A 26,236-nucleotide genomic window follows, 5' to 3' on the forward strand; every position below is an offset into this window, starting at 1 on the left:
GAAGGGATTGCGGACATCAGTAAGAAACTGAGCATTGCTTTTGTCTTTGTAGTAGCAGTAATGAGTTTGAATATACAGTCGGCCAATGCTGCATTGGCCGGTAAAGGTTTAATATCTCCGGTGAATCATTTTCCGACCTGGTTTTCCGATACCAATGGCACTGTCTTGCAGTTGTGCCTGGATGGCGATGGTGTTACCGGCATGTGTTTTTTTGATCCTGTGATACCGGGCAATGCAACTTCCGTCGCAACCGGCTTTGGTGCAGAGGCGTTTTGGTGGCTAGGTGGCGCCAATTTAAATCTGGCTGGAGGAGGACAGGCCATTTTAGTGCTGGCTTTGGAAGCTGCCTATGCTGCCGGAGATCCCGCGCCGAATGATCAATTTGCTTTTGGGCGCGTGCGTATCCGGGTTGATATACCGGTCGCTGGCGAATACAAAATCTGGCATCCCTTTCTCAATGAAGTCGAAGGTAACTGCTCACCGGAAGTTTACAATGCAACGGCCGGTACGCGTGCTATTAACGTGACGCGCGATATCGGTGGCGCTGCACCGTTTGAAACTATGTTAAGCGGTGAGGTTGGCCCTTTCCTGATCTGGGATCCTGCCATTGCGCCGACTGCTCCTGATGGTTATGTGGGTGATCCTAATGTTGATCACGAAGTAATCGGTGGCCATTGCGGTGTTAATTATTTCCGCATCGAAGGTCCGGATGGTGTGGATTTAGACGGCAGCGGACAAAATTTTGTCGAAACCAATTTATTTTCGATCTCCGGCAAAATTTATGACGAGGCAAACACCCCGCCAGGAATCGAGTCTGTACGCACAACCTATTCCCGTACCACAAATGTAAGTGACCCTAACAATATTAGAACGACGGCTCGTATCAATGCATGGGTGAAAGCGCCGATTACTGCCACTGTTGAGCTCAGCGGTATACCTCAGGGTAGTCAGAATGGAGAAATGGAATTTGATGACGCAAGCACCTTTTTCAAACGCGCCAATTTAAGCCCAACTTATGGTCTTTCTGTTCCTGATCAGGTAACGATTACTGCCACAAGTACCAACGGTCTGCAAACGGTGCAAACTGTCGATGTCATTGATGATGTGAGAATTAGTCAGGCAACTTGGAATAAAGAGACGAAGGCTATAAAAGTCGTGGCCTTTTCGAGCGACAAGATAAGTTCAGCTGTGGGCACTATTCCCGAACTTATGTTGCGTATAGGGGCCGCTGAATTCCCAATGTTGCAGTCGGGTGCTTTTGGAAAATATGAAGTGACGGTGTCGGGAGTGGATGCTTACCTAGTGCCGCCAGCCCGCGTTACAGTAACGTCTTCAAAAGGTGGTAGCGATACTGAGAGAGTTGCGGATTAGGCATCATCACCGATAAAAAACTCGGCCGCGTGAGCGGTCGAGTTTTAAAAGCGTGAGGGCTGCTCAAACCTTTTTCTCAATTCATTCTTTTGAGCTGAATAGAATCTTCCTAAAGCAAATCAGTTATTCTGGCAATCTGAGAAGCATGGTTGCTTTCAACAAGCCCCTTACTGCATCACACGTCGTATTTACTTGCTGCGTAACTGAACTGCAGTAACTGCCTGAATACGCTAAAGATATAAAACTCAGTCTGTTCATAATTAAAATGCAGCCGAGTATATTGCCTTTAACATCAGAGGATACAATAACAATCGCTGCATTGGCACGAACCATTTGGCAGTATCATTATGCTACTATTCCTGCATCTGCCCAGATTGAATATATGCTGATGCAACGATATCAGCCGGCGCTCATTCATGCGCAACTCACAGATCCCAACATGTAGCGGATGAAACTGGCTGTGGATCGGTCGATCATTGGCTTTTCTTGCTGTATGCTTACCGGGCACCCGGGAGAACTGAAAATTGATAAACTATAGTTCCATTGTGATCATCATCGTAAAGGCTGTGGCGCAATGCTGGTAGCGGATACAATGGATACTATGCGCAAGAATGATTTGCAACCATTGATCCTGACGGTTAACAAGCGTAACCATAACGCTATGATAGTATTGTCGACATCGGAGATGGTTTTGTGGTGAATGATTATTGGATGGTGCTGACAAATTTGAGCCACTGGAATACTTGATCGATGAAATTAAAATTTACCAAAATGCAGGGTTTGGGAAATGATTTCGTGGTCTTGGACGGTATCAATCAAACGATCAATCTTGACCGACAACAGATTCGCCGACTGGCAGACCGGCATTTCGGCATTGGTTGTGACCAACTTTTGCTGGTTGAGAAAGCGCAAGGTCAGGCGGATTTTCGTTATCGTATTTTCAATGCCGATGGTGGCGAGGTTGAGCAATGCGGTAATGGAGCGCGATGTTTTGTGCGCTATGTGCATGATCATGGTTTGACACAAAATAATGAGATTCGCATCGAAACTTTGAGTGGTGTGATATCGCCCCGACTGGAAAGCAATGGAAATGTCACGGTGAATATGGGCAAGCCGATATTTGAACCGGAGCATATTCCCTTCATTGCTGACCAACGCGCATTGACTTACCAACTTGAATTGCCTGATGAGCCGGTTACAATAAGCGCATTGTCGATGGGTAATCCGCATGCCGTGCGTGTGGTTGCGAATATCGCGAGCGCGCCGGTTGTCACTGAGGGTGCGTTGATTGAGCAGCACGTACGTTTTCCCAATAAAGTTAATGTTGGCTATTTGCAAGTTCTGGATCAGAATCATATCAAGTTGCGCGTGTTTGAACGTGGCGCAGGTGAAACACTAGCTTGCGGAACAGGGGCTTGCGCTGCTGTCGTGGCAGGTATCAATCTGGGTTTGCTGAATCGTCAGGTTGTCGTGAGTACGCAAGGCGGTGAGCTGACAATTAGCTGGCAGGGTTACGATGAGCCGGTCTGGATGACCGGCCCGGCAGTTACGGTATTTGAAGGCGAAATCAATTTGTAATCAATTAAGGGACTATGATGAAACCGGATGAAGTTGCGCAATATTTGCAGGAGCACCCGCAGTTCTTCAATGAATATGCTGATTTGCTGGCGGACCTCCAGATTTTCCACCCGCAGGATGAGAAAGTAATCTCGCTCAATGAGAGACAAATTATTTCATTGCGGGAAAGAAATCGCGTTCTGCAGGATAAGTTATTGGAATTGATTAGTTTTGGTGAGGAGAACGACGCCATTGGAGAGAAAATGCATCGACTGGCGATCGCTTTACTTTCTGTTTCGAACATGGACGAGCTGTTTCATGCGCTGTACTTCAGTTTGAAAGAAGATTTTGCCATCCCGCTTGTGGCCATGCGTCTCTGGAATGTGGCTAATTATGGTAAAACCAATGCTGAATTTATGGTCGTTAGCGAAGATGTGCAGACGATTGCCGAAAGCTTGCCGCAGCCTTATTGCGGCAATCATATCGTAGATGAAATTAAGCAATGGTTTGGTGAGGGCGCTGAGCATCTTAATTCGTTTGCGATGATTCCTTTGAATACTACCCGAACCATCGGTTTAGTGGTTCTAGGCAGCCCTGATATCGAGCGGTTTTACCCTGAAATGGGAACGTTGCATCTGAAACGGTTAGGAGAGCTAGTGTGCACGACGGTGACACGTTATGATCAAGCTGAAACCGTGGGTAATTTGGCTGATCAGCAGACAGTGATTGATGAACAACACTCCTGAATTGCTGGCTGCCGCATATATTGACCATTTAACTTATGAACGGCGCCTGTCACCGCTCACTTGTAAAAGCTATGCACGTGATATTTGTGCTCTGTTGCAACATCTGAGTATAGACGATTTGAATCAGGTGCAAACGCTCAATATCCGCCAAGTGATTGCGCAACTTCACGGCAAAGGACTTGGCGGCAGAAGTTTAGCCAGAATGTTATCAGCCTGGCGGGGGTTTTATAATTTTTTAATTCGTAAGCATGGCTTGCAACATAATCCATGTCACGCCGTGCGTGTTCCCAAATCGCCGCAGAAATTGCCGCATGCGCTGTCACCCGATGAAGCCACGCGACTTTTGGAATTTTCAGTTGAGAATATTTTGATGGCACGTGATCGTGCGATGTTTGAGTTATTCTATTCCTCGGGTTTAAGGCTGGCGGAACTGACGCAACTCCGTCCTGTGGATGTCCATTTTGCGGAAGGAACAATCAGGGTTCTGGGCAAAGGCGGCAAAGCGCGCATTGTTCCGGTAGGAGAGTGCGCGCTTCAGTCCTTAACTGCTTGGTTAGAGTTACGCTTGCGGCTTATCAAGCCCGATGTCACAGCACTTTTTTTATCGCAACGCGGTGATGCAATCAGTATGCGCGCTATTGCTTATCGATTGAAAAGCAGAGCGAGGCAACAGGGTTTGCATCAGAATGTACATCCTCATGTTTTGCGGCATTCGTTTGCTTCGCATGTGTTGCAATCCAGTGGTGATTTGCGCGCGGTTCAGGAAATGCTCGGACATGCCCACATAACTTCCACTCAGGTATACACCCATCTCGATTTTCAGCACTTAACAAAGATTTATGATGCTGCACATCCGCGCGCAAAGAAAAAAAATTAACAGGCTGTTCGAAAATGTTTTTCAACGTTCATATACGTTGATAGGGTCTTTCTATCCGAATTAGCGATGTTTTATACGTTATAATCAAGTTTTGTGACGCATTAGAAATTTCATGACAACAATTGTTTCAGTAAGGCGCGGCCCTCATGTTGCACTGGGTGGCGATGGCCAAGTAACGCTCGGCGCTGTAGTCGCCAAATCCAGTGCGCGTAAAGTCCGCAGGCTGTATCATGACAAAATTCTGGCTGGATTTGCCGGAGGGACCGCTGATGCCTTTACCTTGTTTGAACGCTTTGAAGGTAAGCTGGAAGCCCATCAGGGGCATATCATGCGTGCTGCAGTTGAGTTGGCTAAGGATTGGCGCACCGATCGTATTTTGCGCAGATTGGAAGCTATGCTGGTGGTGGCTAATGAAGAGGCAACGCTGATTGTTACCGGTGCCGGCGATATCATCGAGCCTGAATTGGGTATCGCCGCGATTGGCAGCGGCGGTTCCTACGCACTGGCCGCTGCGCGTGCATTATTGGAAAATACGGATTTGTCCCCTCAAGAGATCGTGAAAAAAGCGCTGAGTATCGCGGGCGATATCTGTATCTATACCAATCAGGACCATATTATCGAAACTATCGATTGAACTTGACGGTAGTTTATAGCCGCTGTTTACATTACACTTATTACAGAATCTGAAACCATGTCACAAATGACTCCGCAGGAAATTGTTCACGAACTGGATAAACATATAATCGGCCAGGATTCAGCCAAAAGAGCTGTTGCGATCGCGCTGAGAAATCGTTGGCGCCGCCAACAGGTTGCTGATCCTCTGCGTCAGGAGATCACACCAAAAAATATTCTGATGATCGGGCCAACCGGCGTCGGTAAAACCGAAATTGCACGTCGTTTGGCCAAACTTGCAAATGCACCTTTTATCAAGATCGAGGCGACTAAATTTACTGAGGTTGGCTATGTTGGGCGCGATGTTGATTCAATTATTCGCGATCTGGCGGAGACAGCCGTGAAGGAATCACGAGAAAGAGAAACTCGCAAGAAGCAGCCACTTGCCGAAGATCGTGCCGAAGATCGTATTCTTGATGCGCTATTACCAGGTTCCAGGGACTTTGGGACACAAGTCAATACGGATGATCACGATAATTTGACACGACAAAAGTTTCGTAAAAAACTGCGCGAGGGGGAGTTGGATGATAAGGAAATTGAAATTGAGGTAGCGGCTCCCCGCGCCAGCATGGAAATTTTTGCGCCACCGGGAATGGAGGACCTGACATCCCAAATTCAAGGCATGTTTCAGAATATGGGCGGTGAAAGAAAGAAAACCCGCAAATTGACGATACGTGAGGCAAAAAAAATATTGTTGGAAGAAGAAGCCGCAAAAATGGTCAATGATGAAGAATTGAAACTATCAGCGATCCAGAATGTGGAACAGAATGGTATTGTATTTTTGGATGAAATAGACAAAATTGCCAGCCGGGCCAGCAATGCCGGTGGGGATGTTTCACGGCAGGGTGTGCAACGCGATTTGCTGCCTTTGGTGGAAGGAACGACCGTTTCCACTAAATACGGCATGATCAAAACTGATCATATTTTGTTTGTCGCCAGTGGCGCGTTTCATATGTCAAAGCCTTCCGATTTGATCCCGGAGTTGCAAGGGCGTTTTCCTATTCGCGTTGAACTGACCAGTCTGAGCGTTAGTGATTTTGAACAGATTCTGACCAATACCGACGCTTGTCTGACGCGCCAATATGGAGCACTGCTGGCTACCGAGGGCGTAACATTACAATTTAACGGTGATGCGATCAAACGCCTGGCTGAAATTGCGCACTCTGTTAACAGCAAAACTGAGAATATCGGTGCCAGGCGCTTGCATACCGTTATCGAAAAGCTGCTCGAAGAGGTTTCTTATAATGCGCCTAAACACAGCGGTGAAACCTTGGTCATTGATGCAGCATATGTTGATGAGCGTCTTAAGGATCTGTCACAAAGTGAGGATTTGGCAAGATATGTGTTGTGATATCAGCTCACAAGCATTTAAGAGTTAAACGCAATTTATCGCTGATGGTGTTGTTTTTATTTAGAGCTGCGTCTGCTTGAGCTTTTCAAAAAACCCTGTGGTTTTGCCACAGGATTTTTGGTTCGATTTCATTCAAAAGAAAAATATTTTTTTAGTTTATTCCAGAAGCTGTCTGAATTTTCCTGAGCTGCTCCATTTCCTGGAGACAGTAAATTTTCCATGGTAAACAGATAGACGCTCGACAATTGTTCAAGGTCATCGACCTCGACATATTCATTCAGTTTGTGAATAGTCGCATTATGTGGGCCGAATTCGATCACCTGGGAGCAAATATCTGCGATAAACCGACCATCTGAAGTGCCTCCTGATGTGGATAATTGTGGTTCGATAGCAGTTACTTTAGTAATGGCAGCGCTTATAGCGTTGGCTAGTTCGGCCTTAGGCGTGAGATACGGTTTCCCTGATAGTTCCCATTGCAACTCATAATCCAGTCCATATTGATCGAGAGTTTGATGCACTTTGGTTGTGAGCGATTCAACGGTGTTAGCGGTGGAAAAGCGAAAATTAAATAATAAATTCAGCGTACCGGGAATAACATTGGTAGCGCCTGTTCCAGCATTGATATTGGAAATATGCCAGGTTGTCGGTTGAAAAAATTCATCGCCCTGATCCCATTCTGTATTTGCCAGTTCCGCAATCACCGGAGCAGCCAGATGAATTGGGTTTTTGGCTAGATGCGGATAGGCGATATGGCCTTGTATACCTTTGATGGTGAGGTTGCCAGATAAAGAGCCGCGTCGGCCATTCTTGATGGTATCGCCAAATTTTTCACTGCATGTTGGTTCGCCCACAATGCAGTAGTCGAGTAATTCGCCGCGTGCTTTAAGCGCTTCGACCACTTTGGCAGTGCCATCGATCGCAACGCCTTCTTCATCTGAAGTGATCAGCAATGCGATAGACCCTTGATGGTGGGCATGCTGTGCTAGAAATGCTTCAATGGCAGTGATAAAAGCTGCCAACGAGGATTTCATGTCGGCAGCTCCACGCCCATATAAGCGACCATCGCGGATAGTTGGCGTGAATGGATCACTGTCCCATTGTTCCATTGGTCCGGCTGGAACAACATCGGTATGTCCAGCAAAGCAAAGCACTGGCGTCGTGTTGCCACGTCGAGCCCAAAGATTATCGACATTTCCGAAGCGCATTTTTTCAATATGGAAGCCGAGTTTCTCCAGATGATCAATTAAGATTTGTTGACACCCCTCATCGGCAGGCGTGAGTGATCGGCGAGCAATCAGTGTTTGTGCAAGTGCCAGTGTGTCATTGGACATAATTATTTTCCTAAGTTTAATGAATTAAATGATTCAGTTAAGTACTGGATTACTTCTGCTTCTGCTGCCTTTGCCTATTAAAATTGCCGAGTTGTTGCGGATCAAAGCGAACGAATAGAGTCTGATTTTATAATGTATACGCTCAAGACCGAATTTTAGCTGCAATACAGCATACCGATTAATTATTTTTATTGTGCCAAGCTTGTTTAATTCTGTGCATAATTGATAAAATAGACTTTCTCGGTGCACCAATATTCAACCGCATAAACCCGCTGCCTTCCTTGCCGAATTGCGTACCGGGATTCATGCCAACGCCTGCTTCATGGACGAAGAAATGTTTCAGCTGTGCGTCGGTCATGTTCATTGCCCGGCAGTCCAGCCACAGCAGATAAGTGCCTTCGGCTTTGATTGCTTTGATTTCGGATAAATGCTCGGCCAAGAATGCTTCAACGCAATCGCGCGTGTCGTGCAAATAAATCAATAGTGCTTCCAGCCATGTTTCACCTTCTTGATAGGCAGCTTCAAACGCAGCGATGCTGAAGGGATTGGATGCACTGACGTGAAAATTGTCGAAAATTTTTGTCATGGTGCTGCGCACGGAATCATCTGGAATAATCAGTGCCGACAGATTTAATCCGGGAATGTTGAAGGTTTTGCTGGGAGCTACTGCCGTAATGATTTTAGCGTTATTTTTTGCAATTACGGCGAGGGGAGGGTGTTGATTGCCGGGGTAAATCAAATCGGCATGGATTTCGTCCGAAAAAATAATTAAGTTTCGTTTCTCAGCAATTTGTAGCAGCCGTTCCAGCTCATTGGGTTGCCAAACACGACCAACTGGATTATGCGGCGAGCACAGCAGCAGCAATTTCGCTTGCTTGGCGCATTGCTCCAGATGATCGAAATCAAGCGTGTAGCGGCCATTCTGCAGCAATAGTGGATTTTGAATCAGCATTCGACCGGTTTGTGTGACAGCTGAAAAGAAAGGAAAATATACCGGTGGTTGGATAATGACTGACTCACCGGGTTGTGTGAATGCCATCACGGCGGCGTTGATCGACGGCACCACGCCGGGGCAGAGGATAATCCAGTCGCGCTGAATGTTCCAGCCATGCCGTCGTTTCATCCAATGGATCAGAGCATCATATATGCTATCGGGGAAAAGCGTATAGCCGTATATTGGGTGCTTGGCGCGCGCTATCAATGCCCGGGTGACTGCAGGTGGCGCGGCGAAATCCATGTCGGCTACCCACGCCGGGATGACCTCGCTGCTGCCGAATATAGCTTGCCGGCCGTCATACTTGACACTGTGAGTTGCTGTGCGGTTGATCTGGTGGTCAAAATCAAAACCACTGCTCAAGAAGTTTTCTCCCAGATCGTGACTTCAGACAACGTATGTTGGAATTTGCGCTTGGTTTCACGGATGACAAAAGGCACGGACTGTGGACCTTGTGTCAGGCGGAAGTTTTTGCCCAGAATTTCTTTCAAGCCATCCAATGTGGTGAAATTCTCGCCATCGCGCTTGAAGCCGCCAACCCAGGATTCTTTCTTGGTATGTTCAGTCAGCCAGGTGTAAGGTGATGCGATCATCAGCAAACCGCCCGCGTTGATGCGCGTATGAATGTTGCTGAGCAGCTTGTCCGGATCATATAGCCGGTCGATCAAGTTAGCAGCAAGAATTAAGTCGTAGCCGGTAAAAATCGATTTTAAATTACACGCATCGCCCTGATAAAATTCGACACGATCTTTGACTTGATCTAGTCCCAGATCGGACAGCGTGCGTTCTTTGTAAGAAACCAAATCGCCTTCCTCAGTCAAGGTGTAGCGTAGGGTGCCTTGTTGCACCAGTTGCACGCCCTGACCAATGAAGCGTGCGGAAAAGTCGATGCCGGTGACATGATCAAAACCGCGTGCCAATTCAAAAGTGGATCGGCCAGATGCACAGCCCAGGTCTAGCGCGGTGTGCTTGGGTTTATCTCCCATTGCTTCGAGCGCAATTTCTGCCAGTGCTTTGGAGAAATTAGGCACATCGAAATAGACGTCACCATAATGAAATTCTGCATACTCCGAGAGTAGTTTGTCGGTTTCATAATTGGAAGCTGGCAGTGTCGCTGGTGCATCCGAAACCACATAGCGGAAGCCCGCATGCTGGAAAAAATGACGACGGAAGGCATAACGCGCGCTGCGCAACGATTCGTTGCCACAAGCAATCCATGAACCTCCTTTGATCAAATTATGCTGGCCATCAAATGTCGGTGTGGTGAAGTCGTCATAAAGCGGGTGCACGTCAAAGCCAGAAAATGGATAGGTGGGTGTTTCTGTCCATTGCCAGACGTTTCCGACGATATCGAAAAAATCGCCGTAGGCAAATTCAGTAACCGGACAACTTGATGCGTAATAATCCAGATGCAGATTGCCGCAAGCTTTCGTATCCATCGGTACTTCGGGTAATTGTGCGGCATCATAGAGCCGATACCATTCATCTTCGGTTGGCAATCGCACGGGTTGTTTTGTCATAGCAGCTTTCCAGTTACAGAACGCTTTCGCTTCGTGATAATTGACTTCAACCGGCCAATCCCACGGCATCGGAATTTCCTCCGTCATCAGGCGCAAGTACCATGTATCGTCTTTTTTGATCCAGAATGTTGGGCGTTCTGCTTGCGTGAATTCTTGCCAGGAACGGCCTTCTTCCTGCCAATAACTTTCTGTCCGATAGCCATTGGCTTCAACGAAAGGTAGGAATTCCTGATTGCTAACCAGAAACTTGCTTGCTTGAAAGGCTGGGATATCGGTTGTATGTGAACCATATTCATTATCCCAGCCGTAATGTTGATGGTCTGTTTTGTTTTTTTCGATTGTGACGGTGCCGGCTTCAACGCGAATCAATTCATTTTGCGGCGCGGTTCCGGATTTACGACAGGGTTGCCAATTCGGGTGTGGTTGCACAAAATGCAACGTGTGCTGACGGATCAATACCGAGGAAGTTTCCAGGTGGATGCGTTCGTGTTCAATGCCCATCAGTATCGGCCACCAGTTACTTTCCCAGGAAATTGGCAAAGTCAGCGGCATGGTGCTAATCAGTTCATCGACCAAGCTGCGCATGGATTTTCGATAGGATTGCACCTCTTTGACGCTGGGCCAGTTGTAATGTGTGCTATCCAGATCGTCCCAGCTCATTTCATCGACACCAACGGCAAAAATCGATTCCAGGCGGGGATCAATGCGCTCGGTGATCAGTCCGGCAAGAATGAGCTTATTCACAAAAAAGGTTGCAGTATGACCCAGATAGAAAATCAATGGGTGCCGCAATGCAATGGGCTTTTCATAGTACGCTTCGTCATTACGTAGCGTTTCAAACAGTTGTTCATAGCGATCCAGCGTGGTGTGGAAATAGCTCCGTATTTCCTCACGTTTTAGACTGATATCAGTGCCATCCAGCAGCGGTGTTCTTTGGAATAGGGGTTGTGACATAACGTATTTTTAACAAATTAGTTAATTCTTTGGCGGGTATTATAACGCTTCATGCTTTTCAGATCATATTCAATCGGGATAATTGCCACAGGTTTCTAATTTGGGGATAGTTTGTGAAATAGCAACGAAATATACAGTGAAACTAAAAAATGCGGTAGAGATTAGATTAACAACTAAAGTAGAGAACAACTGGTCGGCCAGAAGTTCATTTGGAGAGAATCGAAGCTGAATAGGTGCTTATATTGATGATATAAGCCAAACTCTATTACAAAATAGAGTTTGGCTAGTGAAGAATCCATTGCTAATAATGGGTCTCTTGATTACTTATTGGACAACCAAGAAATCAACTGCTGATAATGGGGCTACGCCGGCGATAGTAGCAAACTGAATCGCTGCTCCGGCGCCATTGCCGTTGGCATCATAGGATAGTGCACCAGTGGTGGTATCGTAAATTAAGAAATCGTTAGCGTCGGTTGCGACTGCACCCGGGCCGATTTTGAGATTACCCGCAGCAATGCCGCCGGGTGCTCCCAAGCTGGTAAATATATCGTTGTCCAATCGAATGGTGTCGACAGGTGCAAAAAATCCCATGATGGTATCCACGTTGGTTGCGCTATTCAATGCGGTATTGAACAAATAGTGATCGGTAGCGCCGAGACCCGCAAAAAGCGTATCGTTACCCAGCCCCCCAGCCAAAATATCATCACCATTGTCACCACGCAAGACATCGTTACCTGATCCGCCTTGCAGAATATCATTGCCTTCTCCGCCGGCCAAATTGTCGTTGCCTGATCCGCCATTCAAAGTATCGTTGCCACCAAGGCCGAAAAGACGATCATTACCGCTTAATCCACTGATTATATTAGCGGCTGTGTTGCCATTGATTTTGTTGCCGTTCTCGTTACCGGTGCCGTTAATAATGGCGGCGCCTGTGAGATTGAGATTCTCGATACCAAAACCCAAAGTGTGTGTGACGGAGGAATTTACCAAATCGATGCCTCCCAATGCATCATTGAAGGCTTCTGCAGCTACATCGCTAAGGTTATCAACAAAATAAACATCGTTGTGATCACCGCCGTCCATGTCATCAGCACCAGCGCCACCGTCTAATACATCATTTCCATTGAAACCACGGAGAATATCGGTTCCATTGAAGCCGGAGATCGTATCATTGCCATTGGTCCCATCTAATTGTGGGAATAATTGAAAAAAAACACCATTAAATTGAACTGTGTTGTTGTCATTAAAGTTTGTACCGTTAACGATTGCCATTTTATCACCTCACATAATGTTGAGAAATTTAAATGAATAGTTCCATGCTACAAGCATTTTATTGGTTGAGTGCTACGCCAAAATCAGCAGGTGCTTATTTCCCTTTGACCGTACCACTCAGTGAGTATAGCCACAATCTATGACAAAACTGTGACTACTGCATAACTCGATGTTATTGCACATAAATATACATCTTTGGGAGAATAATTCGAGTTACATTATTTATAATAAGCGTATGTGATTGGATTATTTGTGAGAAAACTCACAACGGAATGAAAGTTGATTGCTCTCTGTCAAATGCTCCATTAGCTGTACCGAATCAAGACATAAATTGACCCAACGTTAACTAGACCTAGTTGCCTTAAACACGTTAGAATCACTAATTTTTTGGTCCCTGCTTAATCATGCACACTTGGCGCAAGGTATCGGCACACGCTAAGACGCCGGTTGCACTTACCATAGGTAATTTTGATGGTGTTCATTTAGGCCATCAGGCGATACTGACTCGATTAAAAGATGTTGCCAATCAACTTGGGCTTCCCGCCTGTGTAATGACCTTTGAGCCACACCCGCGCGAATTTTTCGCGCCGGATCAAGCCCCAGCGAGATTGACCAGTTTGCGGGAGAAATTGAGTCGCTTAATTCAGGCCGAAATCGATAGCATTCATATCTGTCGTTTTAATGATGACTTTGCCAGGATCAATCCGGAACGATTCATTACACAGATTTTGAATCAAGATTTGCGTGTTCGTTGGTTATTGGTAGGCGATGATTTTCGTTTTGGCGCACGCCGTGCTGGGGATATTGCAATGTTACAAGCGCTCTCCGCGGAGAATAATTATACGCTGGAAGTCATGCCGAGTATTGCCATTGGCAATCAACGTGTTTCCAGCACTGCTATCCGGCAGGCGTTGATTACTGGTGATTTGGATGCGGCCACAAAACTGTTGGGTAGACCTTACAGTATCAATGGTCGAGTCATCAATGGTGACAAATTAGGCAGGCAAATAGGGTTCCCGACAGCGAATATTCAGTTGAAGCATAACCTGCTGCCGCTTTCCGGTATTTTCGTGGTATCAGTCTATGGCGCCAATTCGTCATCATCGGAAATTCCACTACCGGGTGTAGCCAGCTTGGGTGTGCGTCCAACAATTCATGAGAACGGTAAACCTGTATTAGAGGTTCATTTGTTCGACTTTGCTGATGAAATTTATGGACAGCACTTGCGTGTTGATTTTCTGCACAAACTGCGTGACGAAGAAAAATATGCAGATATCGCTATGCTTATCCGGCAGATCGAAAAAGATGTCGCACAAGCCAAAGAATTTTTTATGATCACGCCAATTCAATATAATCGCTCGCGCAGCGCCCCTTAACTTATTTATTGTAACTTTCATGATTGATTATAAGAAAACCCTCAATTTGCTCGATACGCCTTTTCCGATGCGTGGCAATCTTGCCAGCCGTGAGCCTGACATGTTGAAAGCCTGGCAAGAAAAAAATCTATACCAAAAGATTCGTTCTGTCAGCAAAGGCCGCCCGAAATTCATACTGCACGATGGCCCGCCGTATGCCAATGGCGATATTCATATCGGTCATGCGGTCAATAAAATCCTCAAGGACGTCATCGTCAAGAGCAAAACACTGTCCGGCTTTGATGCGCCCTATATTCCTGGCTGGGATTGTCATGGTTTGCCGATTGAGCATCAGATCGAGAAAAAGCATGGCAAGCATTTACCCGCCGATAAAGTGCGCGAACTCTGTCGTGCTTTTGCCAAAGAGCAGGTTGAACGCCAGAAAGTCGATTTCATTCGCTTGGGTGTGTTGGGTGATTGGGAGCATCCTTACTTGACAATGAATTTCAAAACTGAGGCCGGTATTATTCGCGCACTGGGGAAAATTTATCAGAGTGGTTACCTGTATCAAGGTCAGAAACCTGTAAACTGGTGTATAGATTGCGGTTCCGCATTGGCTGAAGCGGAGGTGGAGTATGAAGATAAAAGCTCACCTGCGATTGATGTGGGTTTTGCAATTCCGTCCGCGCATCAATTGCTCGGCGATATTTTTGGCGTCTCTGTTCCAGAAAATATCCAAACCTATGCCACCATCTGGACCACTACGCCGTGGACATTGCCTGCTAATCAAGCCGTCTGTGTTCACCCCGAATTCGACTATGCACTCGTACAAACTACGCGAGGCTTATTGATACTCGCTAGTGAACTGAAACAAGCTTGTCTTGAGCGTTATAATTTGACCGGTGAAACACTGGCCACATGCAAAGGTCAGGCGTTGGAACATTTGCCACTGCAACACCCGTTTGAACCGCGTGCAGTAAAAATCATTTGCGGCAAGCATGTCACATTGGAGGCGGGTACCGGGCTTGTACACACGGCGCCCGCACATGGGCTGGACGATTATTTTGTCGGGCAAAATTACAACTTACCGAGTGAGAGCCCAGTGAATGGCGATGGCAAATTTATTGCTCATATTCCTTTGGTTGGTGGGCTCTCGGTATGGAAGGCCAACGACGTTGTCATCGATACGCTCAAAACCAATGAACATCTTTTTTGTTTAAAAAAGATTGATCATAGTTACCCTCATTGCTGGCGTCATAAAACTCCCATTATTTTTCGCGCCACGCCGCAATGGTTTATCGGCATGAATTTGCATAAGGCAGATGCTGCATCTACGCAGGATAAAACATTGCGTGAACTGGCTATGCAGGCAGTCGACACCACGGCATTTTATCCGACATGGGGCAGGGCACGTCTGGAAGCAATGATCAAGAACCGTCCGGATTGGTGCGTATCACGCCAACGCAATTGGGGTGTTCCGATGACATTTTTTGTGCATAAAGACACCCATGCGCTACATCCACGCTCACTTGAATTGCTCGAACAAGTAGCGCAAAAAGTAGAACAACAGGGAATCGAGGCCTGGTTTGCGTTGGAAGATTCCGAATTGCTCGGTGAGGAAGCCAAGGATTATAAAAAACTAACCGATACCCTGGATGTCTGGTTCGATTCCGGTACCACGCATGATACGGTTGTTAAAGCGGATGCGCAGCTTACATTCCCGGTTGATTTATACTTGGAAGGTTCCGATCAGCATCGTGGCTGGTTCCAATCCGCGCTGTTGACTGGCTGCGCCATTGACGGCCGTGCGCCATACAAAGCGCTGCTCACGCACGGTTTTGTGGTGGATGGAAGTGGTCACAAAATGAGCAAATCCAAAGGTAATGTCATTGCGCCGCAAAAAGTGATAAATACTTCCGGTGCCGATATTTTGCGCTTGTGGGTTGCGTCTACCGATTATTCCGGCGAGCTTTCCATTTCCGAAGAAATTCTAAAGCGGGTGATTGAAAGTTACCGCCGTATTCGTAATACGCTGCGCTTTTTATTGGCTAATCTGATGGATTTTGATCCGCAAACTGATTCAATTGAGGTTGCGAATTGTTTGGAAATTGATCGTTATATGCTGGTGCTGACAGAAGCATTTCAAGACGATCTGACACACTGTTATGACCGCTATGAATTTCATCAAGCGGTGCATAAACTACATAATTTTTGTTCTGAAGATTTGGGTGGCTTCTATCTGGATATTCTCAAGGATCGTCTGTACACGGCAGCAGCAACAGGCCTGCCTCGCCGTTCTGCTCAAACTGCGCTGCATCATATTGCACATTGCTTGGTGCGGCTGTTTGCACCAATTCTGAGTTTTACTTCGGAAGAAGTCTGGGAGCATCTGACCGGCGATAGCCAAGATAGTGTGCTATTGCATAATTGGCATATTTTTCCGGCGCAACCGGATGCCGAGCTATTACACCAACGTTGGGCGAAAATACGTACATTACGCTCACAAGTGTTGAAAAAACTGGAAGATGCTCGTACTCAGGGAGAAATAGGCTCTTCATTAGCGGCGGCAGTTGAAATTCGCGCCCGCGCAGAAGACTTTACCTTACTCAGCTCGTTGGGTCACGATTTGCGCTTTGTGTTGATTGTCTCTGCAGTCGACTTGATTCAAGCCAATGATGCTCAACAGGAGAGTATCGTTGTGACGTCCAGCGCACACACAAAATGCGAGCGTTGCTGGCATTATCGCCAGGATGTCGGACATCACGCGGATCACCCAACTTTATGTGAACGTTGTGTTTCCAATCTTTATGGCAGCGGTGAAGCACGTAACTATGCTTAGAACTTAATGATCATTTAGCGGATACCTCTCATGAAGCTTCACATCAGTTTTGCCATCACTTTAATTATTTTAGTGCTGGATCTCGTAAGTAAATACTGGGTAGAGTCCACCTTGGAATTCGGTCAAGTCATTCCGCTGACTGGTTTTTTTAATCTGGTACTCACCTATAATCCCGGTGCTGCATTCAGTTTCCTGAGTGACCAATCGGGCTGGCAACGTTGGTTTCTGAGTGGTGTTGCAGGCAGTGCGGCGCTTTTGATTATCTATTTGCTCAATCGATACAAGCATGAAAAATTATTCTGCTTGTCATTGAGTTTGATTCTCGGTGGTGCACTAGGCAATTTGTATGATCGCATCACACTGGGTCATGTGGTCGATTTCCTGGATTTTTACATTGGTGCTTATCACTGGCCTGCTTTCAATGTTGCCGATTCGGCGATCTGTGTCGGCGCGGTATTGATGATCTACGAAAGCTTCAGAAAAGATAAGGCAGAAAATATTCAGAATAAAATCAAGCAATAAGCCTTATTTTCTCGATTTTCTCTCTTTAGTAATAGGACTCTGCAAGGTATAGCCCTTTTCTTTCATTTTATATCCTCCGTAAGCGCCAGCCCCAACAACGGCCATTGTCCAGCAGCCAGATAATAGTGATAACGCTGCTGATATAGAGATTACCCTCAGCACCCATTTGTTTTTCTGCATCTTATATTCCAAAACAAGAAATTAGTATCCATAATCATCGCCTAACGATGATCTATTGTATCAACACTGACGGCACCAAGGCGTGAACTCTGATCCGTATCGATGTTAACCCACTGCATCTGATTAGTATAAAACGCATCAAACCTAAGAAATTCTAGGTGGTGCGACAATATGTCGCATTGACTTTTAAATATCCCTGCATTCAGAATAGGATCGCTCCACTAGGAATTTAAATTCAAATTCTTACAAGGAGCAATCAAAGTTTCGCATAGATTTTTTAGTAGATCTTTGTTTTTCTGATAATTTCTACCGGAAAGATTGAGTCCGGTGTGACTTTTCCCGGTAGCACTATAGCTGTCACTAGCTTATAGTCTGCCACATGACATAATTTAGGAGGTTCTATGTCTAACTCTGTGTATGATTCCTCAGCATTTTTGCCGCGGACAATGCGCTCGTTGCTGATTGCCGTTGTATTGATGGTGTTAAGTATGCCTGTTGTTGTACAAGCTGCTGCAGTTCAAGTTACGGTCAATGTCCAAAACCTTGCACCTACCAATAGTGTAAGTTTTACACCACTAAATTTAGGTTTTCATCAGGGTATTTTTGATTCCTTCAATATCGGCCAACCAGCGAATTCAGCATTGACTCCACTGGCGGAAGTCGGAGACGGTAGCGCATGGCAATCAGCTTTCGCGGCAGCTGACGCAACCGCAACGCTCGGCACCATCGGCGGTGTGCTGCAGCCCGGAGAAAGCTTGAGTGCAAATTTCCTGGTTGATCCGATACTTAACCCCTACTTCACTTTCGCGGCAATGGCAATTCCCAGCAATGATTTTTTCATTGGCAATGATTCACCAACCGCTTTCCAGTTATTCGATAATGCTGGCAATTTGCAACTCACGCAAATAAATCAGACAGCGAGGCAAATCTGGGACGCCGGTTCTGAAGTATTTGATCCTGCTACGGCTGCATTTCTATCCGGTGTCGACGGTTCACTAAACAATCCACAGAACTCGGTTGTTTCTTTCAATTTTGCTGAGCTGGCAGCTTTGAATGGTTTAACCACTGCGGCAGGATATCCATTCCATAGTAATTTAACTGCCGATAGCCAAATTTATAATATTTCGTTTGAAGTAAGTCCCGTGCCGGAACCACAGAATGTGGCCATGCTGATTGCCGGTTTGCTGATCTTGGTAGGTGTCAATATGCGACGCTTACAACAAGCCACATAACGTTGTTAGATTCCAGCGTAGCAGAGCGTTAGCTGATGAGACAGCTAGAACTCTGTCAATAGGGGTATCTGTCAAGAGACCGCAAAAACGCATTGTCAACAATTTCGTCTGAAATTGTTGACTTAACGTTGTATAGAAAGCTCAACAATTGATTATTTCCTGGTTCGACAAGCTTGCGGCAAGCGTAATGAATAAGTTACTGTTCGCGCTAAGCTTGTCAAGGAACCTAATCAATGGAATTCTCAGGTAATGTGTCAGTCCAATTTTTAGTCTGACACTATAAATATTCAATGGGGCTTTTTATGCGGGGCGTTAAACGGATCCATCTGACAGTCGTGCTACTGGCAATCGCTGTAAGCAACTCTGCGTGGGCACATGGGTTTCGACATAGTCATAATCATTTAAGTATCGGTTTAGGTTACTACGGTCCAGGGTTTTATGGTGGTTACGGGTATGGAGGCTATGGTTTTGGCCGTCATGGATTTGGCGGATACGGCTATGGCTACCCTTCTTATTACTTTCCACCCGTATACGCTTATCCGCCACAGGTGATTGTTCCGGCTACGCCGCCTGTTTATATTGAGCAACCATCGCAATCAATTCAGCCGGTACAACCACAAACCAATTACTGGTACTATTGTCAGGATCCTGATGGTTACTATCCTTATGTCAGGAAATGCCCTGGTGGCTGGTTGCAAGTTGCGCCGCAGCCGCCAGGACAATAACATGAGAGGCTAAGTATGCTTACTTTGAGAAGATTGTCCACACTGCTGGTTATGGGCTTAGTAACTGCCTGTGTCAATATGCCAACTGGCCCTAGCGTTATGGCGTTGCCAGGTACAGGGAAAAGCTTTGAGCAGTTTCGTTATGATGATTTTGAATGCAGGGGTTATGCCCATCAGCAAATTGGCGGTAAAACGCCGCGACAGGCTTCTCAAGCCAGTGGTATAGAAAGCGCGGCGATTGGAGCTGGGCTTGGTGCCGCTGCAGGCGCTGCTATAGGGGGCGGGCAGGGTGCAGCCATTGGTGCAGGCACGGGGCTTTTGGCGGGCGGTGTTGTTGGTTCTGGCACGGCTGATACTTCCGGGTATATGAGTCAACGGCAATACGACATGAGCTATATTCAATGCATGTATGCAAAAGGCCATCGCGTCCCGGTTTCGGGCAGAATTACGGGTAATCAACCTGTGAGCAGCAATACGGGGCCAAGGGTTACAAATCCATCAGAGAATTTTACGCCGCCACCGCCACCAGCGGGAAATCCGCCACCTCCGCCACCGCAATAAATGCAGGGTGATTTTGTGGTGCAGCGCGATAGGGTTAATGAAGCAAAATCGTTCCTCAACGACAGGAGATTCTGAAGTGATCGAACAGGATAAAATTGTAGTGCCAGAAGTGGTGTCCTGCGACGTATGTTTTAAAGAGATACCGTTATCCGAGGCTACGAGCGTCAAATCGACTGATTACATCGTGTACTACTGCGGTCTCGAGTGTTACGACAAATGGAAGAAACAGGAAGAAGGCTCTGAATCTTTAAAGGACAGTTGAGCCCGAGAACCTGCGGTTAATGTCCCTTAAACAGGTCGTAACTTGCAATCTGAATTCGCTAGAGATTCGATTTCAGCAAAGGATAGGATTAGGAGAAGTAGGTAAGATGTAATTTTTACTCGCGTTGATCACATTTTCATTCAATATTCAGAGGAAAGTCATTGTGGCGGGATGACGTAATCCACTGTCAGCATCTCCAGCAGATGCCCGTTAGGGTCGCGAAAATAAACACCGCGGCCGCCATAGTTGTGATTGATCGTCATATTATCCGCATTACCTGGGCCACTGCCATAGGGAATTTGCTCAAGCTGCAGTCGCGCAAATATTTCGTCAAATTCCTGTTCGGATACTTTGAACGCATAGTGAATCGATAAAAACTGTTCCTTGTTATCGAAATCCAGGCTTAAGGTATCGTTGACGCGCACCACGATGAAATGAGAAAACATGCCGACATATTCAAAACCAAACACGCGGCTATAAAATTTCGCCGACTCGACTTTATCGAAGCAGGGCACGATAGTGTGATTAAGGGTGATTGCCATTGCTGTTTTCCTTTTAATATTTTCTCTTGGCAACCTCACGTTCCGCAAAACGTTTGATACACGCGTTCCGACGGTGCTGGTGGCGTGCGATAGTCATAGTGCTCCGGTGCATCGGTATATGGATTCTCAAGTGCCGCAAGTAATTGCTGCATCAATGTGTAATCACCCTGTTCGGAGGCAGCGGATAGCGCTTCCTCGACGCGATGATTGCGCGGAATGATTGCAGGGTTATTGGCTTGCATCAAGTGCACTGATCGTTCTTTAGTCTCGGATTGGCGCGCCAGTCGTTCCTGCCAGCGGGTATGCCACGTTTCGAACTCGGTATCTTGAAACGTGTTATCAGCAGGGAAGGTTTCTACGGACAGCGCGCGGAAGGTATTGGTGTAATCAGCTTGATGTTGATACATCCAGGTAAGAAGGTCGGTGATTAATTGAGAATCCTCGGTTTCTTCCGTGAATAATCCTAATTTCTTGCGCATTCCTGTTATCCACTCGGCCTGATATTTCTCTGGAAAAGCATGAATGGCTTCTTCCGCCAATGTTATGGCTTTTTCTTGTGCCGAATTAATCAATGGCAGTAAGGTTTCAGCTAAACGCGCAAGATTCCATTGCGCCATCTGCGGCTGATTGCTATAGCGATAGCGGCCGTTCTGGTCGATCGAACTGAATACCGTGTTGGGATTATATGCATCCATGAATGCACACGGGCCGTAGTCAATCGTTTCCCCGCTGATGCTCATGTTGTCCGTATTCATGACGCCGTGAATGAAACCCGACAGCAGCCATTTTGCGATCAACGCAGTTTGACGGTCAATCACCTGGTTTAGCAACGATAGATAAGGGTTTTCGGCATCATTCAGATCGGGATAATGACGTTGAATCGCATAATCCGCCAGGATTTTAATCGCATCAGCGCCACCTTGTCCGGCGGCATATTCAAACGTTCCGACGCGAATGTGACTGGCTGCTATTCGAGTAAGAATTGCACCGGGGAGCCGGGTTTCCCGCATTACTTGCTCTCCAGTGGTGACCACGGCAAGGCTGCGCGTCGAGGGAATGCCCAATCCATGCATCGCTTCACTAATGATGTATTCGCGCAGCATCGGCGCTAAAGCCGCACGGCCATCACCGCGCCGGGAAAACGGAGTCTGGCCGGAGCCCTTGAGCTGAATGTCGAATCGTTCACCGTTCGGCGTGAGATGCTCTCCCAATAAAATCGCCCGTCCATCGCCCAGCATCGTGAAATGACCAAACTGATGACCGGCATAGGCTTGCGCGATCGGCTGTACCCCTTGCGGCAATACATTTCCGGAAAACAGTAAGGCAGCTTCTTCGGCAGACAACACGCCGAGATCCAATCCCAACGATTCTGCAAGTGCATGATTCACTATTACGGTCTGTGGAGTGTTTACCGGAACAGGAGTCAGTTGGGCGTAAAAATAATCGGGCAGGCGCGCATAACTATTATCGAAGCGCCAGCCGACACGATCACTGGTTTGTTTTTTTTGGGATTTCATCGTTCTTTTTCACATTATTTGAATCGGATATTACTGCACAATATACGATATTGTAAGGGACGTAACGTGCAATCACCTGATTCATTTATGACCGCTTAAAAGATGATTGGTTTGTGTTTTTGATTATCTGGCGGAGAGATTTTAAATAGGGATAGTAGTGAACTTCCAGTGCATGACGGGGGCGGGCAATAAATTGATGTGCCCAATATTCGCCTTCACGCAAAGCTTGTTCGCGCCAATCGTAGGGCAGTTGAGTCTTTTTGCTCAACCATTGTCCGACTAGCTGGGATTGTGCTTCCGCGAGTGTCCAAATGCAGCCCTGAGGCTGGATTAATCCGATGAAAAACAAGCTGGGATGATCGGGATGAAAAATGCGTAAGTAAAGTGGAATATGCGCGGCATCTTCCCAGTTAATAAAATTCGCATCAAAAAAAGGAAAACTGATTTTGTAACCGGTTGCGGCAATGATGACGTCATACGCCTGCGATGAGCCATCGCTAAAATGCACGGTTTGCCCCGAGATACCCTGAATGCCTGGACGAAGGCGTATTTTGCCATGCCGAATTTTATTGAAGATTTCCGAATTGATGGTGGGGTGCGCTTGTGTGGGGGAAAAATCAGGTTCGGGTAATCCATAATCACGATAACGCCCGATCTGGATCCGCAGGGAAATTTTTTGCAGCCAGTTTTGTATGCTCTGCGGGAACCACTGTAATGAAGCCGCAAAAGTGTCGGTGGGTTTGCCCATAATGAGCTTGGGAATAATATATTGCGCAGAGCGTAAGCTCATGTCGACGCAAGCGGCATCACGGCTCGCTTCAACCGCGCAATCACAGCCCGAGTTTCCGGCGCCAATCACGAGCACCTGCTGGTTTTCTAAGCCCTGATTGGTTTTGTAGCCATGTACATGCAAATATTTTCCGGAAAAATCCTCTTTCCAGTCAGGGTGGCGTGGAATTGCAAGATGGCCATTGGCAATCACCAAATAATCACATTCTGATTGCGCGCCATCGCTCAGAGACAATCGCCACCGTTCATTTTTTATTTTCTCAACATGCTGAACAGCAACATTGAACTGGATATATTTTTCCAGCTGAAAATACCGGGCATACGCTTGGAAATAGGCCAGTATTTGCTGATGACTGGGGTAATCCGGATAGTCATCCGGCATCGGAAAGTCACTGAATTGCGACATGGATTTGCTGGAAATCGTATGCGTCACCCTGCAGACGCTGCTATCGCTGGGTGTCGATGTATACACCCAGTTACCACCGATCTGATCGCTTTTCTCATAACAGACGATATCTTGCAAGCCTGCTTCCACCAGATGCTTGATTGCGGTGAGGCCGGAACAACCGGCGCCGATGATTGCCATGCGCATTTTTTATTGTTAACTCACTGAGTATTACGTTGTTGGGAAAGGATCATTCTATCGCACTTAACCCAGTGTTGAATAAACGGCAGGATGAATGTGGCGCAGCACAAGTGCGCTGCAGCAAACGTGGAAATCAGCTAGCACTATGGTTTTATATCCGTAACCAAATAAATTTTGTGCTTGGTAGTATGACGGTCACCCGTATACACTAATCCCACTTATATTTTTCTACTATGGGAGTAATTTTGGCCTCTCCACGACAAATTGTGAAAAATGAAACCGAAGAACCAACCTTGCGATTGGCCGTGTTGATTGACGCCGATAATGCTCAGGCTGCCGTTATCGAGGCATTGCTTGCTGAAATTGCGCGCTTCGGGGAAGCAACGGTCAAGCGTATTTATGGTGATTTCACATCCCCAGCGAGCATATCCTGGAAGAAAGTGCTGCAAAAATATGCGATCAAGCCGGTGCAACAATTTGCCTATACCACCGGAAAGAATGCGACTGATAGCGCATTGATCATTGATGCGATGGATCTCCTTTATACTAATAAATTTGATGGATTTTGTCTGATCACCAGCGACAGTGACTTTACCGGTCTTGCCATGCGGTTGCGCGAAGAAGGACTTACGGTACTTGGATTTGGCGAAAAGAAAACACCGGATGCCTTTCGCAATGCGTGTAACAAGTTTGTATTCACCGAGATTCTACGTTCCAGCCGAGTCATTGAATCGGACCCATCGCCAACCGAAGTGAAGACGAGAAAGAGATCTACCAAAGCCAAAGCTGCCACTAAAACAGTAGAGCAAAAACCGCAATTTCCCGAAGAATTTGTTTTGACCGCACTGGAGCAATCCGTTGATGATACCGGGTGGGCCAATCTGAGTGTGTTTGGGAGCTATCTGACCAAGCTGCAGCCTGATTTTGATTCAAGACTGTATGGCTATAAGAAACTTTCAGATCTCGTTAAAGACAAAAAAGATCTTTTTGAAATCGAAGAACGGAAAACTCCGGGATCCGACAGAACAATTCTTTATCTGCGTGCTAAAATGCAATAAATTCATCAGTAGTCAGGAAAAATATTTTTGTTCGATCAATGTTTGGCGGTTGCTTGATGCGCTGATAAAGTGATTCTGCGGCTTCATATCGGCTTGTTTGTGCCAGTACATCGGAAACAGGCAGGTGCTTTTTCAACGTTATTTGGCCAATTTACGATAAAGCTGATCAATGAGTAAGGTCTGATTTTGAGGGCGGGCAAGTTGATGATATTTTATCAACTTGATAGGAGTTTTTATGAAACGTATTCCCCGTCGTGTGTTTACAGAAGAATTTAAGAAAGAAGCGGTTTGTTTAATGCAATCAGAAGGATTAACAATAGTTGAGGCTAGTAGGAATCTAGATATTGCGCCTAAGTCTATCAGAACTTGGATTTCGCAATATCAGCAAGGCACGCTCACAAGCAGCCTCGGTGTCAGTAAGCTGAGTGCCGAACAATTACGTATTTGTGTGCTAGAGCGTGAATTAGCCATTGCCCGTGAAGAGCGAGATATATTGACCTGATCAAGTAAAACCGTACAATCCAGTTAAGCGACTTTTTTCAACATTTTTGTTTCTAGTTCATATTGATTCGGATTTTTGTATTCCAAGACTGAATGCAATCGATGGCTGTTATAAAACATGGAAATATAGTGCAGCACATCTTGCTGTGCTGCATAGCGGGTTTGGTAATGCCGCCAGTGGATTCGCTCCTGTTTGAGGCTGCGGAAAAAGCTTTCAGCCACAGCATTGTCGAAACAATCACCAATACGGCTCATGCTACCCATAAAGCCATGTATTTTCAGAAGCCGCCGGTATTCTTTACTGGCATATTGCGATCCGTGAGTCCTGCTGTACTGTCAGTCCGGTTTGTGATTGACGCTGCCAGATAGCCATTCTCAATGCATCACACACCAGTCTCGCTTTCATTCTTGAATTCATACTCCAACCAACGATCTTTCTGGAAAACAAATCAATGATGACAGCCAGATACAGCTAGCCTTCCTGGGTCCAAATGTAGGTTATGTCGCCAACGTAGACTTGATTCGGGGCTTCAACATTAAATGTTTGAACTGCACGCCGACTTCCCGCATCAGGCTTCGAGCTTTCCAGCGACCAACCGGATAACCCAACGCATTCAGTGCTTTTACGATTCTGCGGCTGCCGTAGCTATGATTGCTGGAGTTCGCTATGCCTCGAACCGTTTCAAGTATTTCCTCGTGACATTGTTTTTCAGAATAATTGTCAGTGCGCCGGACATAATCATAGTAGGCGCTACGACTTACACCCATCAGTTGGCACATCAAGCCAACCGGGTAGGTCTTCTTCCTTTGGGTGATGAACGAATATTTCACTTCGTTTCTTTCACGAAAAAGACCGCCGTTTCCTTTAGTAGTCAGTCCTGCAAAACGCTTGGAGACCCTATAAATATTGGAATTCATGCGA

Annotated in this window: 25 protein-coding genes and 1 pseudogene; 16 read left to right on the top strand and 10 right to left on the bottom strand. The window is 46.4% G+C overall.

The window, feature by feature from the left end:
• The 7 genes from QZV86_RS08870 to hslU form a co-directional block, all read left to right on the top strand.
• Nucleotides 1–1,371: hypothetical protein (locus QZV86_RS08870; protein ID WP_295626521.1), on the top strand; the 1,371-nt coding region annotated here is incomplete at its 5' end.
• Nucleotides 1,372–1,651: 280 nt separating this feature from the next.
• Nucleotides 1,652–1,816 (top strand): hypothetical protein, encoded by a 165-nt coding sequence (locus QZV86_RS08875; protein WP_295626524.1) that lies wholly within the window; start codon nt 1,652–1,654, stop codon nt 1,814–1,816.
• 305 nt (nt 1,817–2,121) lie between these two features.
• Nucleotides 2,122–2,949, top strand: coding sequence for a diaminopimelate epimerase (gene dapF / locus QZV86_RS08880; protein WP_295626527.1), 828 nt, complete (start codon nt 2,122–2,124; stop codon nt 2,947–2,949).
• A gap of 14 nt (nt 2,950–2,963) precedes the next feature.
• The gene (locus QZV86_RS08885; protein WP_295626530.1) at nt 2,964–3,674 is read left to right on the top strand and encodes a DUF484 family protein; all 711 of its coding nucleotides are present in this window, start codon (nt 2,964–2,966) and stop codon (nt 3,672–3,674) included.
• Complete coding sequence (gene xerC, locus QZV86_RS08890) at nt 3,658–4,551, top strand: tyrosine recombinase XerC (RefSeq protein ID WP_295626595.1); 894 nt, start codon at nt 3,658–3,660, stop codon at nt 4,549–4,551. The genes QZV86_RS08885 and xerC overlap by 17 nt, the downstream gene beginning before the upstream one ends.
• 112 nt (nt 4,552–4,663) lie before the next feature.
• Nucleotides 4,664–5,185, top strand: a complete 522-nt coding sequence (hslV, locus tag QZV86_RS08895; RefSeq protein WP_295626532.1) for an ATP-dependent protease subunit HslV — start codon at nt 4,664–4,666, stop codon at nt 5,183–5,185.
• Nucleotides 5,186–5,242: 57 nt separating this feature from the next.
• Nucleotides 5,243–6,574, top strand: a complete 1,332-nt coding sequence (gene hslU / locus QZV86_RS08900; RefSeq protein WP_295626535.1) for an ATP-dependent protease ATPase subunit HslU — start codon at nt 5,243–5,245, stop codon at nt 6,572–6,574.
• Between the two features lie 128 nt (nt 6,575–6,702).
• Here hslU and dapE read toward each other — a convergent pair whose 3' ends face one another.
• The 4 genes from dapE to QZV86_RS08920 form a co-directional block, all read right to left on the bottom strand.
• Nucleotides 6,703–7,905, bottom strand: coding sequence for a succinyl-diaminopimelate desuccinylase (dapE, locus tag QZV86_RS08905; protein WP_295626538.1), 1,203 nt, complete (start codon nt 7,903–7,905; stop codon nt 6,703–6,705).
• Nucleotides 7,906–8,083: 178 nt separating this feature from the next.
• Nucleotides 8,084–9,262 (bottom strand): MalY/PatB family protein, encoded by a 1,179-nt coding sequence (locus QZV86_RS08910; RefSeq protein WP_295626543.1) that lies wholly within the window; start codon nt 9,260–9,262, stop codon nt 8,084–8,086.
• Entirely contained in the window at nt 9,259–11,373 is a 2,115-nt protein-coding gene (ovoA, locus tag QZV86_RS08915; protein WP_295626546.1) for a 5-histidylcysteine sulfoxide synthase, read from the bottom strand. Before ovoA ends, QZV86_RS08910 begins: the two co-directional genes overlap by 4 nt.
• 324 nt (nt 11,374–11,697) lie before the next feature.
• The gene (locus QZV86_RS08920; protein WP_295626549.1) at nt 11,698–12,645 is read right to left on the bottom strand and encodes a calcium-binding protein; all 948 of its coding nucleotides are present in this window, start codon (nt 12,643–12,645) and stop codon (nt 11,698–11,700) included.
• A 404-nt stretch (nt 12,646–13,049) separates the two neighbouring features.
• Between QZV86_RS08920 and QZV86_RS08925 the strand changes: the two genes are divergently transcribed.
• From QZV86_RS08925 to lspA, 3 genes are read left to right on the top strand one after another with little or no spacing between them, the layout of a single operon-like run.
• Nucleotides 13,050–14,021 carry a bifunctional riboflavin kinase/FAD synthetase gene (locus tag QZV86_RS08925; protein ID WP_295626552.1) on the top strand — a complete coding sequence of 324 codons (972 nt, stop codon included), beginning with the start codon at nt 13,050–13,052 and terminating at the stop codon, nt 14,019–14,021.
• Between the two features lie 19 nt (nt 14,022–14,040).
• The gene (gene ileS, locus QZV86_RS08930; protein ID WP_295626555.1) at nt 14,041–16,839 is read left to right on the top strand and encodes an isoleucine--tRNA ligase; all 2,799 of its coding nucleotides are present in this window, start codon (nt 14,041–14,043) and stop codon (nt 16,837–16,839) included.
• 30 nt (nt 16,840–16,869) lie between these two features.
• The gene (gene lspA, locus QZV86_RS08935; RefSeq protein WP_295626558.1) at nt 16,870–17,361 is read left to right on the top strand and encodes a signal peptidase II; all 492 of its coding nucleotides are present in this window, start codon (nt 16,870–16,872) and stop codon (nt 17,359–17,361) included.
• Between the two features lie 3 nt (nt 17,362–17,364).
• On the opposite strand, the gene QZV86_RS08940 is transcribed toward lspA, so the two are convergent.
• Nucleotides 17,365–17,541, bottom strand: coding sequence for a hypothetical protein (locus QZV86_RS08940; protein ID WP_295626561.1), 177 nt, complete (start codon nt 17,539–17,541; stop codon nt 17,365–17,367).
• Between the two features lie 401 nt (nt 17,542–17,942).
• On the opposite strand from QZV86_RS08940, the gene QZV86_RS08945 reads away from it, so the two are divergent.
• The 4 genes from QZV86_RS08945 to QZV86_RS08960 all read left to right on the top strand — a co-directional run bounded on the left by QZV86_RS08945 (nt 17,943) and on the right by QZV86_RS08960 (nt 20,321).
• The gene (locus QZV86_RS08945) at nt 17,943–18,773 is read left to right on the top strand and encodes a spondin domain-containing protein (protein ID WP_295626564.1); all 831 of its coding nucleotides are present in this window, start codon (nt 17,943–17,945) and stop codon (nt 18,771–18,773) included.
• 290 nt (nt 18,774–19,063) lie between these two features.
• Nucleotides 19,064–19,498, top strand: a complete 435-nt coding sequence (locus tag QZV86_RS08950) for a hypothetical protein (RefSeq protein ID WP_295626568.1) — start codon at nt 19,064–19,066, stop codon at nt 19,496–19,498.
• Between the two features lie 15 nt (nt 19,499–19,513).
• Nucleotides 19,514–20,059 carry a YMGG-like glycine zipper-containing protein gene (locus QZV86_RS08955; protein WP_295626571.1) on the top strand — a complete coding sequence of 182 codons (546 nt, stop codon included), beginning with the start codon at nt 19,514–19,516 and terminating at the stop codon, nt 20,057–20,059.
• A 37-nt stretch (nt 20,060–20,096) separates the two neighbouring features.
• Nucleotides 20,097–20,321, top strand: a complete 225-nt coding sequence (locus tag QZV86_RS08960; protein WP_295626574.1) for a DUF3330 domain-containing protein — start codon at nt 20,097–20,099, stop codon at nt 20,319–20,321.
• A 158-nt stretch (nt 20,322–20,479) separates the two neighbouring features.
• On the opposite strand, the gene QZV86_RS08965 is transcribed toward QZV86_RS08960, so the two are convergent.
• The 3 genes from QZV86_RS08965 to QZV86_RS08975 all read right to left on the bottom strand — a co-directional run bounded on the left by QZV86_RS08965 (nt 20,480) and on the right by QZV86_RS08975 (nt 23,755).
• Entirely contained in the window at nt 20,480–20,863 is a 384-nt protein-coding gene (locus tag QZV86_RS08965) for a VOC family protein (RefSeq protein WP_295626577.1), read from the bottom strand.
• A 35-nt stretch (nt 20,864–20,898) separates the two neighbouring features.
• Nucleotides 20,899–22,380: a YdiU family protein gene (locus QZV86_RS08970; RefSeq protein WP_295626580.1), complete on the bottom strand. Its 1,482-nt coding sequence runs from the start codon at nt 22,378–22,380 to the stop codon at nt 20,899–20,901.
• Nucleotides 22,381–22,465: 85 nt separating this feature from the next.
• Complete coding sequence (locus tag QZV86_RS08975) at nt 22,466–23,755, bottom strand: NAD(P)-binding domain-containing protein (protein WP_295626583.1); 1,290 nt, start codon at nt 23,753–23,755, stop codon at nt 22,466–22,468.
• Between the two features lie 233 nt (nt 23,756–23,988).
• Here QZV86_RS08975 and QZV86_RS08980 point away from each other — a divergent pair, with 233 nt between their 5' ends.
• A complete protein-coding gene (locus QZV86_RS08980) occupies nt 23,989–24,813 on the top strand; it encodes an NYN domain-containing protein (protein ID WP_295626586.1) in 825 nt (274 codons plus the stop codon).
• On the opposite strand, the gene QZV86_RS08985 is transcribed toward QZV86_RS08980, so the two are convergent.
• Complete coding sequence (locus tag QZV86_RS08985; RefSeq protein ID WP_295626589.1) at nt 24,800–24,949, bottom strand: hypothetical protein; 150 nt, start codon at nt 24,947–24,949, stop codon at nt 24,800–24,802. The two genes, QZV86_RS08980 and QZV86_RS08985, sit on opposite strands and share 14 nt — an antisense overlap.
• Nucleotides 24,950–25,048: 99 nt before the next feature.
• Here QZV86_RS08985 and QZV86_RS08990 point away from each other — a divergent pair, with 99 nt between their 5' ends.
• Complete coding sequence (locus tag QZV86_RS08990) at nt 25,049–25,315, top strand: transposase (protein ID WP_295626592.1); 267 nt, start codon at nt 25,049–25,051, stop codon at nt 25,313–25,315.
• A 23-nt stretch (nt 25,316–25,338) separates the two neighbouring features.
• Here the strand turns inward: QZV86_RS08990 and QZV86_RS08995 are convergent.
• A pseudogene (locus QZV86_RS08995) lies at nt 25,339–26,236 on the bottom strand (IS3 family transposase); the annotation flags it as partial.

The organism is uncultured Nitrosomonas sp., assembly GCF_902826915.1.
In the GTDB taxonomy this organism is placed as follows: Bacteria; Pseudomonadota; Gammaproteobacteria; order Burkholderiales; family Nitrosomonadaceae; genus Nitrosomonas.